Source organism: Marinomonas shanghaiensis, assembly GCF_003259175.1.
Lineage (GTDB): Bacteria > Pseudomonadota > Gammaproteobacteria > Pseudomonadales > Marinomonadaceae > Marinomonas > Marinomonas shanghaiensis.
Genome location: NZ_QGOK01000035.1, coordinates 24265 through 37607, shown reverse-complemented (window position 1 = coordinate 37607; position 13343 = coordinate 24265). Strand labels below are relative to the sequence as shown.

Sequence of the window (13343 nt, the reverse complement as noted above, 5' to 3'; positions counted from 1 at the left end):
GGCCTGAAGACCGACCTACAGGTGAGTTGTTGTAACATAAGTATTCGTCAGAGTGGTTGCCAAGTCAGCAGGTTTCAGCGATAACTTAATGAGAGCGTTTCTTTGCGTGTTAATGAAAGGATCTAAATAATGAAAACTTATCAAGAGTGGCAGGCGTTACGATCTAGCCTTGTATTGCCAAATCAAGCGTATATCAATGGGGCGTTTGCTGCCGCGCAGAGTGGCGAGACCTTTGATTGCATTAATCCTTCCGATGAGTCTTTGTTAGCCCAAGTTGCCAGTTGTGATGCGGCGGATGTGGATTTAGCCGTCATGGCTGCGCAAACCAGTTTTCGATCTGGTGTGTGGTCTGAGATGGCGCCAGGAAAGCGCAAACGAATATTGCAAAAATGGGCAGATTTGCTTGAACAGCATCAAGACGAATTGGCGCTCATAGATACTCTAGACATGGGGAAATCCATCAGTGAAATGGTGAATATTGATGTGCCAGATTCGTTGGATTGTTTGCGTTGGTCTGCCGAGTGCATTGATAAGTTGTATGGTGAAATTGCCCCCACAAATTCACAAAACTTGGCTTTAATTAGCCGTGAACCATTAGGTGTCGTGGCGATTATTACCCCTTGGAACTATCCTCTAATGATGGTGATGTGGAAAATCGCACCAGCGTTAGCCGCAGGCAACAGCATTATTTTAAAACCGTCTGAGAAGTCACCGCTGAGTGCGCTAAGAATTGCGCAGTTAGCCACGCAGGCGGGTGTACCAGATGGGGTGTTTAATGTGCTGCCCGGTTTTGGTCATACTGCAGGCAAGGCGCTGGCGCTTCATCATGGTGTGGGGACCTTGGCATTTACGGGTTCCAGTCGTGTCGCTGGGATGCTGATGCAGTACGCGGGACAATCGAATATGAAACGCGTTTGGTTAGAAGCGGGCGGGAAGTCCCCCTGTTTGGTGTTTGATGACTGTAAAGACATCAAGGCGGCAGCGAAAGGTGCTGCTACCGCCATTTTTACCAATCAAGGGGAAGTGTGTATTGCCTGCTCGCGTTTGTATGTTCACCACAGTATTAAAGACGCATTTATGACTGAGCTGTTGAAGGCAGCTCGTGAGTACGTTCCTGGCGATCCACTTAATCCAAGCACCAAAATGGGGCCTCTGGTGGATAAAAATCAATTTGAGGTCGTGTCAGGCTTTATTCAAAGTGCCATAGAGGAAGGCGCGAAGTTAGAGCTGGGTGGCGTGCCTGAATATCAAACAGGCCAAGGGTTTTTTATGTCACCAACGATTTTTTCTGAGGCGAATCATCAGATGCGCTTTGTACAGGAAGAAATTTTTGGCCCAGTCCTTGCTGTGATGAGCTTTGATACTGAAGAAGAAGCCATTGCGTTGGCGAATGATTCTAAATATGGCTTGGGTGCCGCTATTTGGACGAACGATTTATCGCGTGCGCATCGAGTGAGCCGACGGTTAGAGTCGGGCATGGTATGGGTAAACACTTGGGGAGATGGGGACACCACTGTGCCGTTTGGGGGCGTGAAAGCGTCTGGAAATGGTCGCGATAAATCGTGGCACGCATTGGAAAAATACACTGAGATTAAGAATACTTGGATTCGTCTTTGATGTTTAAAGGAGTACTTCATTTATGTCTGTACCGACTCATGTGAACTCGTATTACGCTGATTCTGCTAACGATAAAGTGTTGCGCCCGAAACTGAGTGGTGAGCAACGTTTTGATGTGTGTGTTATCGGTGCTGGATTTACCGGTATTTCAACGGCTTTAAGCTTGGCGGAAAAAGGCAAAAAGGTGGTGGTTTTAGAAGGCAGCCGCATTGGTTTTGGCGCCTCTGGCCGAAATGGTGGCCAGATTGTAAATAGCTTTAACCGCGATATTGACTATATTACCCAGCAATACGGTGAAGAAATTGGCCAAAAAATGGCTGCAATGGCGTTTTCGGGTCAAGCTCTGATTCGTCAGCGTGTTGAGCGTTATGGTATCGACTGTGACCTCAAACCTGGCAATATCTTTGCCGCCTGTAATGCTAAGCAATTTGAAGGGCTAAAAGCCAAAAAAGCCCTGTGGGAAGCCCATGGTCATGAAGGTTTGACGCTGCTGTCGGCCACTGGCATCCAAGATCATATTGGTTCCGAACGTTATGTGGGGGGCTTATTGGATTCATTGGGTGGCCATATTCAGCCGTTGAATTTGGTTTTAGGCCAAGCACGGGCGTTTGAATCCTTAGGCGGGGTGATCTATGAGGATTCGAAAGTGATTCGAATTGAGCATGGTAAGCCGATTAAAGCTATCACGGCAGAAGGGGTTGTGGTCGCTAATACGCTCGTGGTGGCGGGGAATGCCTATGTGTTTGGTTTGCTCCCTGAGGTAGAAAAAAAATCCATGCCTTGCGGTACTCAGGTGATTGCGACGGAACCACTTTCTGACGCTTTACAGAAACAACTTTTACCCACAGATCACTGTGTTGAAGACGGTAATTATCTGCTGGATTATTATCGTCTATCGGGTGATGGGCGTTTGATTTATGGTGGCGGTACGACTTACGGTGCTCGCGAACCGTCAAAAATTGAATCCATTATTGGCGCCAAAATGCTAAAAACCTATCCTATGCTTAAAGAAGTGAAGATTGATTTTGCTTGGACGGGAAATTTTTTACTGACCATGATGCGTATGCCGCAAGTGGGGCGAGTGGGTGAAAATTTGTATTACGCGCAAGGGTACTCAGGTCATGGGGTAACCAATTCGCATTTGATGGGTGAGATTTTGGCGGATGCTATCGAAGGAAATACATCACGTTTTGATGTGTTTGCCAGTATGCCGCAATACCCTTTTCCAGGCGGTCGTTTTCTGCGTGTACCTTATACTGCCATGGGGGCCATGTATTACAGCCTGAGAGATAAGCTGGGTATCTAACACTTTTTAACGCTTTTGTTCGATGAAGGTGGGTGACATCGTGGAAAAGCGTCTGTTCAACACTGGTTTTTGGCGTTCTCCCCTTTTTAAAAGAGTATGTTGTATGTCGGAAATGTATGAAGGGAATAAAGAGTTTGATTTATTTATTGCGGATTTAAACGGCAATCTACGAGGTAAACGTATCCCAGCAAGCGGGCTTGATAGTGTGATGACTCAGGGGGTGAAATTACCGCAATCGGTGATTGGTTTTGATAACTGGGGCGATGATGTTCTGGGAAACGGATTGGTTTTTGAAACAGGGGATACAGATGGTATTTGTTTACCTGTTTATGATGAGCCGACTTCTGTGCCATGGGCCGAGTCTCCTCGTGGACAAGTTTTGGCAATGATGCACAATATGGACGGTTCGCCTTTTTATCCTGATCCACGCCAGATATTGGTACGTATTGTTGAGCGTTATAAAGCGCTTGGGCTAACGCCTGTGGTGGCAACCGAGTTGGAGTTTTATTTGCTGGATGGTGAGTCGGAGTTTAAACGCCGTCCAGAAGAGCCGATTATTAACGAAGGTAACGGTCGTCGTTTGAGTGAAATTGACTGTTATTCGATTGATGAAATGGACGGTTTAGAGGGGTTTTTTACTGAAGTTCGTGAAGCCTGTGAGGCGCAAGATATCCCAGCGGATACCATTGTTTCCGAATTGGGGCCTGGGCAGTTCGAAATTAATATGCAACACACGAATGACGCAGTATTATCCGCCGACCATGCGATTCTCTTTAAACGTTTGATTAAAGGGGTGGCTCGACGCAATGATTTAGGGGCCACTTTTATGGCAAAACCGTATGCCAATAAAAGCGGCAGCGGCATGCACGTGCACTTTAGTTTATTGGATGAAGCGGGCAATAATGTATTTGATAGCGGTGATGAAGATGGCTCATTGATGATGCAAAAAGCGGTCGCTGGTCTGCTAAATCATATGCCTGAGTCTATGTTGGTTTTTGCGCCGCATATGAACTCTTATCGTCGTTTTCAAAATGGTGCTCATGCGCCAACTTTTGCAAGTTGGGGTTATGAGAACCGAACCGTCGCGGTGCGCATACCGGACAGCGAGAACGAAGCGCGTCGCATAGAGCATCGTGTTGCTGGCGCGGATGCGAATCCGTATCTTGTGTTAGCAGCGATATTGGGTGCGGCATTGCATGGTATTGAAGCCAATATGTTGCCGCCTCAGCCAATAGAAGGCGATGCTTATTCGCTTTCTGAGCGATATAAGGCATTGCCTAATCGTTGGGAAACGGCAACGGAAGCCTTTAAAGACAGCGCATTTATGCGTGAGTATTTAGGAGAAACCTTTGTCAGAGTGTTTACTGCTGTGAAAGAGCAAGAGCAGGAAAAAATCTATGGTCGTATCTCTGATGTGGAATACGAAGCATATCTATAAAAGGGTTGTAATAGGCTCCGGCCAATTTTATTAGCTGATTGGGAGATCCCTCAATGAAAAAGAGAACACTTGGTTTAATGCTCGCATGCGCGGCTGGCTCTGCAACGGTTTCTGCAGAGCAAGTGGTTAATATTTACAACTGGTCCGACTATATGGCACCAGGTACTTTAGAGCAATTCACCGCTGAGACCGGCATTAAGGTGAATTATGATGTGTATGACAGTAACGAAGCATTAGAAGCCAAAATGATGGCTGGTGGTTCTGGTTACGATGTGGTGATGCCATCAAATTCTTTTTTTGAGCGCCAAGTGAAAGCCGGTGTTTATCAGACGATAGACAAGAGTAAGCTAAGTAATGTGGGCAATTTAGACGCTACGTTGCTCAAGCAGATCGAAAAGCATGATGCTGGCAATCAGCACAATATTCCTTATGCCTGGGGAACGATTGGTATTGGTTACAATACTAAGATGATCGAAGAGCGATTAGGCACTACGGAATTGGATTCATGGGATGTGTTATTTAACCCTAGCATTGCCGCTAAGCTAAAAGACTGTGGTATTGCTGTGTTGGATTCACCAGCGGAAATTATGTCTATTGTGCATAATTATCGTGGCGTAGATCCGAATTCAGAGGATGCGGATGAATTAACGGCGTCAGCGAAATTGATGACTGAGGCGCGTCAAAACATCAAATATTTCCACTCTAGTACTTATATTTCCGATTTAGCCAACGGCGAAATCTGTGTGGCGGTAGGTTACAACGGAGACATTCTGCAATCACAAGGTCGTGCCGAAGAGGCCGGACAAGGTATTGAGATCAATTATTCGATTCCAAAAGAAGGAACCTTGGTGTGGTTTGATTTAATGGCCGTACCAGCGGATGCGCCACATCCTGAAGCGGCGTTGGCGTTTATTGATTATATTTTACGTCCTGAAGTAGCTGCTTCTATTTCTAACTATGTGTATTATGCCGTGCCCAATAAAGCCGCTGAGCCATTGTTAGATGAAGCAATTCTATCGAATAAGGGCATTTATCCTACCCAAGCGGTGAAGGATAAGCTTTATGTGCAAGTGGCTCACACTGCGCGTTTTGATCGCTCTTTAACGCGTGCATGGACTAACATTAAAACGGGTCGTTAGTCGACGCATCGGCGGAGCTTTCTGGCTCCGCTATTTTTTCTCGCTCATTTTGATAGGTCGTAGGTTATGTCTGCTTTTCCCAATCCCTCTGCTGTACAGACGAAATCTGTGCCGACATGGCGTCAACAAGACGCAAAACCTTTTGTGCAAATTGAACAAATTACCAAGCAGTTTGGTCAGTTTACCGCGGTGAATTCCGTGTCCTTAGATATTTATCGAAATGAGCTTTTTTGCTTATTGGGTGGTTCTGGTTCAGGGAAAAGTACCTTATTGCGAATGTTGGCTGGATTTGAAGAGCCTACATCGGGTCGTATTTTAATTGATGGTGTGGATATGACGGGCATCCCACCTTGGGAGCGTCCGGTCAATATGATGTTCCAGTCTTATGCTTTGTTCCCGCATTTATCGGTTGAAGCCAATGTGGCGTTTGGCTTAAAACGAGAAGGAATAAAGAGCCCAGAAGTAAACAAGCGAGTGGCTGAGATTTTGAACATGGTGCAGCTCGGTCACCTTGCTAAGCGTAAGCCTCATATGTTGTCGGGTGGTCAGCGTCAGCGTGTGGCCTTGGCACGTGCTTTGGTTAAGCGCCCAAAATTATTGCTTTTGGACGAGCCGTTAGGTGCACTGGATAAAAAGCTCCGTGAGGAAACTCAGTTTGAACTGATGCGTTTACAAGATGAATTGGGCATTACCTTTGTGGTGGTGACTCATGACCAAGAAGAAGCCATGACCTTGGCAACGCGTATTGGTGTGATGAACAACGGCGAAATAGTTCAGACCGCTGAGCCTCATGAGGTTTATGAGTATCCAAAAAGTCGTTTTGTAGCCGAGTTCATTGGCAATGTGAACCTTTTTGACGGTACGGTTGTGGAAGACGAGCGTGATAGTGTGTCGATTCAAAGCCCAGACTTAGATGCCTTGCTGCAAGTGGATCACGGCATCAGTTGTGCGCCTAATCAAGAAGTCAGCGTGGCCATTCGACCTGAAAAAATTTATATCAGCCGTGAGCCTGTAGACATCGAAGTAAATGGTGCCACGGGTATTATTTCTGATGTGGCTTACATGGGAAGTCAGTCTGTGTTTAAGGTGCGTCTTGCTTCTGGTAAAGAACTGCGTATCACTCAGCCTAACGTTTCTCGTGAAATGGGCAGTCGCCTGACATGGGAAGATAAGGTGTATCTTTCTTGGGACGCGGACAGCTGCGTGGTATTGATGTCATGATGAGTGAGACGACAATAGACAAGAAAACACGCCGTTTCGCTTGGCGCTTGTCTGAGCTTCGCCTCGGACGTGCGGCGGTTATTTTGGTTCCCATGTTATGGTTGGCGGCGTTTTTCTTTATCCCCTTTTTGGTGGTATTTAAAATATCGCTCGCGGAAGCGGTGATTGCCATTCCACCGTATTCGCCTTTATTACAATGGGATTCGAGCAGTGCTTATCTTACCTTTAAGATTAACTTTGGTAATTACCTGTATCTTTTCGAGTCGCGTTTCTATTTGGACGCGTATTTAAGCTCGTTAAAAATTGCTGCCATCTCGACGTTTTTTGCCTTGTTGATTGGTTTTCCGATTGCGTATTTGATTGCGCGTAGCGGCCCTACGAAGCGCATTATATTGTTGGCTTTGGTGATTTTGCCGTTTTGGACGTCCTTTTTGTTGCGTGTATACGCTTGGATGGTACTGCTGAGAAAAGATGGCTTGGTGAATGATGTTTTGATGGCGATAGGCATCATTGATCAGCCTTTGCAAATATTACAGACCGAGTTTGCGGTGTATTTGGGCATTGTATATACCTATCTGCCTTTTATGATTCTGCCTCTTTATACTTCGTTAGAAAAAATGGATTTGAACCTCATTGATGCGGCTCAGGATTTGGGGGCTAAACCATATCAATCTTTTTTCTTGATAACCTTGCCGTTGGCGAAGACGGGCATTATTGCGGGTTGTTTGTTGGTGTTTATCCCGGCGGTTGGTGAATATGTGATTCCTGCGTTGTTGGGTGGGTCCGATACCTTAATGATTGGTCGTGTATTATGGGATGAATTCTTCCAAAATCGTGATTGGCCTATGGCGTCGGCTGTCGCTGTGATGATGTTGATTGTCTTAGTGGGTCCGATTATGTATGTGCGCAATAGCAATAAGGAGGTCGAATGAAACAGGGTAATTCTTTGACCTTAAAATTTATGTCTGGTGCGGGTTTTGTGTTTTTGTATGCACCGATTATTGCCATGATTGTGTACAGTTTTAATGACTCGAAACTGGTCACGGTATGGGGCGGCTGGTCATTAAAGTGGTACGCAGAGCTGTTTCGAAATGAACAGATTATGAGCGCAGCTTGGGTAAGTTTAAAGATTGCCTTTATCAGTGCCACCTTGGCGTCTGTATTAGGTACTGTGGCGGGTTTCGTATTGAGTCGAATGCGCAAATTTGTTGGCAAAGCCATGCTAACGGGTTGGGTAACCGCACCGTTGGTGATGCCTGAAGTGATCACAGGTTTGTCTTTACTGCTGCTGTTTGTGTCGTTGGAAAACATGTTTGGTTGGCCAGCAGGACGTGGTGTGATGACCATTGTGATTGCTCATACAACCTTTTGTTTGGCTTATGTGGCCGTTGTGGTGCAGTCGCGCCTTGCGTCCTTAGATGAAACCCTAGAAGAAGCGGCCATGGATTTAGGGGCGAAACCGGCATCGTTGTTTTTTCTGATCACTTTGCCTTTGATTGCTCCGGCGATTATTTCGGGTTGGTTGCTGTCTTTTACCTTGTCTTTGGACGATCTGGTTATTGCCAGCTTTGTCTCGGGTCCGGGTAACAGCACCTTGCCAATGGTAATTTTTTCAAAAGTTCGCCTAGGTGTGACCCCAGAGGTGAACGCGCTGGCCACATTAATGATTGTGGCTGTGTCGATTGCCGTGATCGCAGCGATAGTGATTTTGCACAGACAAAGTCGTTATAACGATGTTAATAAGTAGTATACGGCTTTCATTGAGAAACCGTGGTTTAAGGACAAATGAATGAAAATAGGTATTCTTGCGGCGGGTATTACCCCTGACACTTTGCTGGGTGAATTTCCAACCTATGCGAATATGTTTGCTGAACAGCTTGGTAACATGCAAAGGGATCTCGACTTTGTTACTTATGATGTGCGTCTAGGTGTGTTTCCTCATGATGCTCAAGAATGTGACGCTTGGTTGATTACTGGGTCTAAGGCCGATGCGTATGCCGATGACGCGTGGATTCTGCGCTTATGCGATTTGATTCAGAAGATCGATCAAATTCAGCGACCTCTGGTAGGGATTTGCTTTGGTCATCAGGTTATTGCTCGGGCATTGGGGGGACGCGTTGAGAAATATCAAGGCGGCTGGGGAGTGGGCGTACATCACTATACAGTCTGTGAGTCTTTGCCTGTGTTGCCAGAGGCAGAAGAATTGGCTTTGTGCGCTTTTCATCAGGATCAGGTGGTTGAAAAACCAACGCGAGCGCGGGTCATCTTGCGTTCCGATTTTTGTGAAAACGCCGGTTTGCTTTATGACCAGCACATTTTGACGTTCCAGGGCCATCCTGAATTTTCCAAAGTGTATGAAAAAGCCCTGATTGATTTATACGATGGTCAGCAATTAACGCACGAACAAGCTTTGCTTGCCCGTTCGTCTCTTGTGAGCAGTGACATTCAATCGTCGCAATTAATGACCTGGATTGGTCAGTTTTTAAAGCAATAATGTGAAGACAACGCTTGTATTTAAGGGAGTTTATCCAGCGTTGAATAATACAGCATACCAGCGACCAGCCCCGGCCAACGCAAAAGAGTGCCGCCGGGGAAGTCTTTCATCGGCAGGCGCTCAAACGCATCTATGCCTTCTAATGAGCCTTGCACCGCGTTAGCAAATAAGGCTCCTGCATAAGTGGCCAGTGCCACACCGTGTCCAGAATAACCTTGTGCGACAAACACATTGGACGCTTGTCTAGCGATATGCGGCATACGGTTTAGTGTGATGGCTAACGTGCCGCCCCATGCATAATCTATCTTGTGGTCAGACAATTCAGGATACACTTTGAGCATGTGTTTTTTGACAAAACCTGTGATGTCGCTAGGAAAGCGTTGACGGTAGTTTTCGCCACCGCCCCACAGTAAGCGGTTGTCGGCCGACAGTCTAAAATAGTCCACCACAAATTGTGAATTCGCGACGGCCAAACGTTTTGGATTGATGCGGTTAGCAAGGTCATCGCTTAATGGTTCGGTTGCTATGATGAAGTTATTAATCGGCATGATTTTTTTGGCGGCCGAATGGTTAAGTTTGCCTAGGTAACCATTACAGGCGAAGAGCAGGTAGCGACAGCGTATTTTGCCGTGTTCGGTCACCACTTCAGGTCTTTCTCCTGTTTGATAGGATAGAACGGCTGAATTTTCATAGAGGGTTGCCCCCTGACGAGTCGCGGCTTCTGCCATGCCTAAGACAAAGTTGAGCGGATGAAGGTGGGCGCCATCTCGATAGAGTTCACCACCGTAAAAGTGCTCAGTGCCAAGCAAAGTCGACACTTCTTCTGCATTAAGATAGTCCACGTCTTGGTAGTCTAATTGCGTTTTTTTGTATTCAACGGCGCTTTTAAAGTCTTCGGCGTGGCGGCGTTTACTGGCGACATGTAAAACGCCATCGTTTAGGTCGCATTCTATGTCATGGCGTTTGATCAGGTCTTTGACTAAGGCAACGGAATCGACAGAGCTTTGCCAAAGTTGATTGGCTATGTGTTTGCCGACTTGTTTGACCATGGTGTCATGGCTCATGTTATGGCCTTGGCAGAGTTGACCACCGTTTCGACCAGAAGCCCCCCAACCAATGGTATTGGCTTCAACTAGGCAGACGTTGAAGCCTGCTTCAGCAAGATGAAGCGCCGCAGAGACACCTGTAAAACCCCCACCAATAATACATATATCGGTGTCTTGCTCGCCCAGTAGAGAAGGGTGTTCGGGTTGTCTATTGGCGCTTGCTGCATAGTAAGAGGCTGGGCGTGAGTTCAAACTTTGTCTCCCCATGAGAAAAAAACTCGGTATGATTAGACGATTCTTAAAGCGATAGATTGGCTTTATGGTTCGTCACTTTCAGGCAGTAAGCTAAAATCACGCCCGTTTAGTGTGAATGATAGAGCAATAGAGTAAGATCGCAAGACGTAATATTTTGGCTCAGTATCCTAAAAAGGCAGGTAGCATAAGGTGGGTTATGACAGAGTTTGAAGCTTTTTTGAAAGAACATTCTATTACTGAAATCGAGTCTACGTTGGCGGACATGACTGGCAACGCTCGTGGTAAGTTTTACCCAACGTATAAATTTTTAGCAGAATTGTTTGGGCGTATTCCTGAAACCATACTTGTGCAAAGTGTGACGGGGGATTGGGCTGATAACCATTATGAGCTGGTGGACGCCAGTGACCGAGACATGGAATTGCATCCGGACCCAAATACTTTTCGCTTGGTTCCTTGGGCGGATGAGCCAACAGCACAAATCATCAATGATTGTTACGACAAAAGTGGCCAGTTGCATCCTTTATCGAGTCGGACAATTTTACGCAATATTCTTGCCTTGTATGCAAAAGAAGGCATCACACCGGTTATTGCGCCTGAGGTAGAGTTTTATCTGATCGATCCAAACACCGATCCTGATTATGAATTAAAACCGGCGGTAGGGCGTTCAGGAAAACGAGAAACGTCACGTCGCTCTTATAGCATTGATGCCGTAAACGAGTTTAATCCTGTGATTGATACGCTTTACAGTTATTGCGAGGCACAAGGTTTGGATGTGGATACCTTGATTCATGAGTCTGGCGCCGCACAGATGGAGATCAACTTTATTCATGGCGACCCACTGGACTTGGCTGATCAAGTGTTTGTCTTCAAGCGCACGTTACGAGAAGCTGCGATGAAGCACGGTATGTACGCGACTTTTATGGCTAAGCCGATGCAACATGAGCCAGGCAGTGCTATGCATATTCATCAAAGCTTGGTGGACAGTAAAACCGGCAAAAATTTATTTGATAACAACGGCAGCCCCAGTGACTTGTTTTACAACTACTTAGGGGGCTTGCAAAAATACACACCCAACGCGATTAGTTTTTTTGCTCCTAATGTGAATTCCTATCGGCGTTTTTCGCCTGAAATGGCGGCGCCCATTAATATGCAATGGGGGTTTGATAACCGTACGGCCGGATTGCGAATTCCGTTTTCAGCACCGGAAGGGACACGCATTGAAAACCGTTTCCCTGGCGCTGATTGCAATCCTTACTTGGCAATTGCTGCGACCTTGGCTTGTGGTTATCTTGGTATTAAACAGCAATTACAGCCAACCGAACCGGTTGAAGGCAAAACACCACCTTCGGAAGAAGTGGAAATCGCGCGAACCTTAGAAGAAGGGTTGCGTCTGCTTGAAGAATGCCAGCCACTTTGTGACATTATGGGCGAGCATTTTGTTAAAGCCTTCATGGGCGTCAAACGCAGCGAGTTTGAAACCTTTAACCGAGTAATCAGTTCTTGGGAACGGGAACATCTACTGCTCAACGTATGATGGTTTGAATGCGTCGACTGAACGAAAAAGGCCAGATGTTAAGCATCTGGCCTTTTTGTTTGGGGGACGTTTTATTTGTATGCCATCAAGAGCGAATCGTTAGGCTGCCGCTTCTTCACGTCCAAAGTGTTTACCCAGCAGTGCGTGGTAAAAATTATGGTCGTTCAATATACCGATACATTGCTCTTTGTCTTCTAATACCATGAACATGTTTGAGTGGTAACGCAGTTCTACAGCATCTCGCATGGGGATGTTGGCAGGTACAATGAAAACGGTGTTTTCAGGCACATTGGCAAGGATGGTTTCGGGTGTCCAGCGGGCGGTTGGGATCTCGCCTTTTGGTCCTTGTACCGACGCTATTTTTCCATTTTCTAATGTGAGCCACACATCATCGGTAACGGATAGGCGTTCGTCTTTAACGGCCAGTTGTGCCAGCGGTGTCATTAAAGAATTGCCACACAGCACGTTGAGAGGGTTGGTGTGGGCAACAAACCGTTCTACGTAGTCAGTCGCTGGGTTTAATACGATTTGCTCTGGTGTGTCCTCTTGGATGATTCTAGCGGACTCCATGATGGCGATTTTGCTGCCAATCTTGAGGGCTTCGTCCAAATCATGGCTTACGAAGATGATGGTTTTGTTGAGACGTTTTTGTAGCTCAATCAATTCGTCCTGTAGCTGTGAGCGAATCAATGGGTCCAGTGCAGAGAAAGGTTCATCCATCAGTAGTACGTCGGTATCCATAGCAAAGGCTCTTGCTAATCCGACGCGCTGGCGCATACCACCAGACAGTTCGTCTGGCTTTTTGTCCGCCCATTTATCGAGACTGACCATTTTCAGTTGTTCGCGTGCTTTTTTGAGTCGCTCCGCTTTGGGCATGCCTTGCATTTCTAAACCGAAAGCGACATTTTCTAATACGGTTAACCATGGCATTAGGGCAAAGCTTTGAAAGACCATGGAGACACGACGAGTTCGCATATGACGCAGCGTTGTATCATCGCATTTCGCCATGTCGACCATACTGTCACCGTCTCTCACCAAACAACGGCCACGGGCAATTTTATTTAAACCGTTAACTGCGCGAAGCAGGGTAGATTTACCGGATCCAGATAAGCCCATAAGGACACAAATTTCACCTTCATTTACTTCGATGTTGGCGTTTTGTACCCCAACTACATCGCCTGTCATACCGAGGATTTGGTCTCTGGTATGGCCTTTGTCCATCAGTGGAAGTGTTTTTGCTTTATTGTCACCAAAGACGATATCAACGTTCTCAATTTTTACAACAGCCATAAG

At 46.3% G+C, this 13343-nt stretch carries 11 protein-coding genes; 9 read left to right on the top strand and 2 right to left on the bottom strand.

Annotated features, from left to right (window positions below):
- Positions 1 to 129 precede the first annotated feature (129 nt).
- The 8 genes from DKT73_RS19425 to DKT73_RS19390 all read left to right on the top strand — a co-directional run bounded on the left by DKT73_RS19425 (position 130) and on the right by DKT73_RS19390 (position 9215).
- Positions 130 to 1617 (top strand): aldehyde dehydrogenase, encoded by a 1488-nt coding sequence (locus tag DKT73_RS19425; RefSeq protein ID WP_111640178.1) that lies wholly within the window; start codon positions 130 to 132, stop codon positions 1615 to 1617.
- Between the two features lie 22 nt (positions 1618 to 1639).
- Positions 1640 to 2923 carry an NAD(P)/FAD-dependent oxidoreductase gene (locus DKT73_RS19420; protein WP_111640177.1) on the top strand — a complete coding sequence of 428 codons (1284 nt, stop codon included), beginning with the start codon at positions 1640 to 1642 and terminating at the stop codon, positions 2921 to 2923.
- Between the two features lie 103 nt (positions 2924 to 3026).
- Positions 3027 to 4361: a glutamine synthetase family protein gene (locus DKT73_RS19415; RefSeq protein WP_111640176.1), complete on the top strand. Its 1335-nt coding sequence runs from the start codon at positions 3027 to 3029 to the stop codon at positions 4359 to 4361.
- A gap of 53 nt (positions 4362 to 4414) precedes the next feature.
- Complete coding sequence (locus DKT73_RS19410) at positions 4415 to 5500, top strand: polyamine ABC transporter substrate-binding protein (RefSeq protein WP_111640175.1); 1086 nt, start codon at positions 4415 to 4417, stop codon at positions 5498 to 5500.
- Between the two features lie 66 nt (positions 5501 to 5566).
- The gene (locus DKT73_RS19405; RefSeq protein ID WP_111640174.1) at positions 5567 to 6721 is read left to right on the top strand and encodes an ABC transporter ATP-binding protein; all 1155 of its coding nucleotides are present in this window, start codon (positions 5567 to 5569) and stop codon (positions 6719 to 6721) included.
- Positions 6721 to 7653 (top strand): ABC transporter permease subunit, encoded by a 933-nt coding sequence (locus DKT73_RS19400; protein WP_111640173.1) that lies wholly within the window; start codon positions 6721 to 6723, stop codon positions 7651 to 7653. The genes DKT73_RS19405 and DKT73_RS19400 overlap by 1 nt, the downstream gene beginning before the upstream one ends.
- Positions 7650 to 8468 carry an ABC transporter permease subunit gene (locus tag DKT73_RS19395; protein WP_111640172.1) on the top strand — a complete coding sequence of 273 codons (819 nt, stop codon included), beginning with the start codon at positions 7650 to 7652 and terminating at the stop codon, positions 8466 to 8468. Before DKT73_RS19400 ends, DKT73_RS19395 begins: the two co-directional genes overlap by 4 nt.
- Positions 8469 to 8510: 42 nt before the next feature.
- Positions 8511 to 9215: a glutamine amidotransferase-related protein gene (locus tag DKT73_RS19390; protein ID WP_111640171.1), complete on the top strand. Its 705-nt coding sequence runs from the start codon at positions 8511 to 8513 to the stop codon at positions 9213 to 9215.
- A 20-nt stretch (positions 9216 to 9235) separates the two neighbouring features.
- Here the strand turns inward: DKT73_RS19390 and DKT73_RS19385 are convergent, their stop codons facing one another.
- Complete coding sequence (locus tag DKT73_RS19385) at positions 9236 to 10513, bottom strand: NAD(P)/FAD-dependent oxidoreductase (protein WP_111640179.1); 1278 nt, start codon at positions 10511 to 10513, stop codon at positions 9236 to 9238.
- Positions 10514 to 10712: 199 nt separating this feature from the next.
- Here DKT73_RS19385 and DKT73_RS19380 point away from each other — a divergent pair, with 199 nt between their 5' ends.
- Positions 10713 to 12050 (top strand): glutamine synthetase family protein, encoded by a 1338-nt coding sequence (locus DKT73_RS19380; RefSeq protein WP_111640170.1) that lies wholly within the window; start codon positions 10713 to 10715, stop codon positions 12048 to 12050.
- Between the two features lie 99 nt (positions 12051 to 12149).
- Here the strand turns inward: DKT73_RS19380 and choV are convergent, their stop codons facing one another.
- Complete coding sequence (gene choV, locus DKT73_RS19375; RefSeq protein ID WP_111640169.1) at positions 12150 to 13340, bottom strand: choline ABC transporter ATP-binding protein; 1191 nt, start codon at positions 13338 to 13340, stop codon at positions 12150 to 12152.
- Between the last annotated feature and the right edge of the window lie 3 nt (positions 13341 to 13343).

What these genes read in the sequence shown, in the direction of transcription:
- choV (WP_111640169.1), bottom strand. Translation starts at nt 13,340, where the DNA reads ATGGCTGTTGTAAAAATTGAGAACGTTGATATCGTCTTTGGTGACAAT.
- DKT73_RS19420 (WP_111640177.1), top strand. Translation starts at nt 1,640, where the DNA reads ATGTCTGTACCGACTCATGTGAACTCGTATTACGCTGATTCTGCTAAC.
- DKT73_RS19400 (WP_111640173.1), top strand. Translation starts at nt 6,721, where the DNA reads ATGAGTGAGACGACAATAGACAAGAAAACACGCCGTTTCGCTTGGCGC.
- DKT73_RS19415 (WP_111640176.1), top strand. Translation starts at nt 3,027, where the DNA reads ATGTCGGAAATGTATGAAGGGAATAAAGAGTTTGATTTATTTATTGCG.
- DKT73_RS19425 (WP_111640178.1), top strand. Translation starts at nt 130, where the DNA reads ATGAAAACTTATCAAGAGTGGCAGGCGTTACGATCTAGCCTTGTATTG.
- DKT73_RS19405 (WP_111640174.1), top strand. Translation starts at nt 5,567, where the DNA reads ATGTCTGCTTTTCCCAATCCCTCTGCTGTACAGACGAAATCTGTGCCG.
- DKT73_RS19410 (WP_111640175.1), top strand. Translation starts at nt 4,415, where the DNA reads ATGAAAAAGAGAACACTTGGTTTAATGCTCGCATGCGCGGCTGGCTCT.
- DKT73_RS19390 (WP_111640171.1), top strand. Translation starts at nt 8,511, where the DNA reads ATGAAAATAGGTATTCTTGCGGCGGGTATTACCCCTGACACTTTGCTG.
- DKT73_RS19395 (WP_111640172.1), top strand. Translation starts at nt 7,650, where the DNA reads ATGAAACAGGGTAATTCTTTGACCTTAAAATTTATGTCTGGTGCGGGT.
- DKT73_RS19380 (WP_111640170.1), top strand. Translation starts at nt 10,713, where the DNA reads ATGACAGAGTTTGAAGCTTTTTTGAAAGAACATTCTATTACTGAAATC.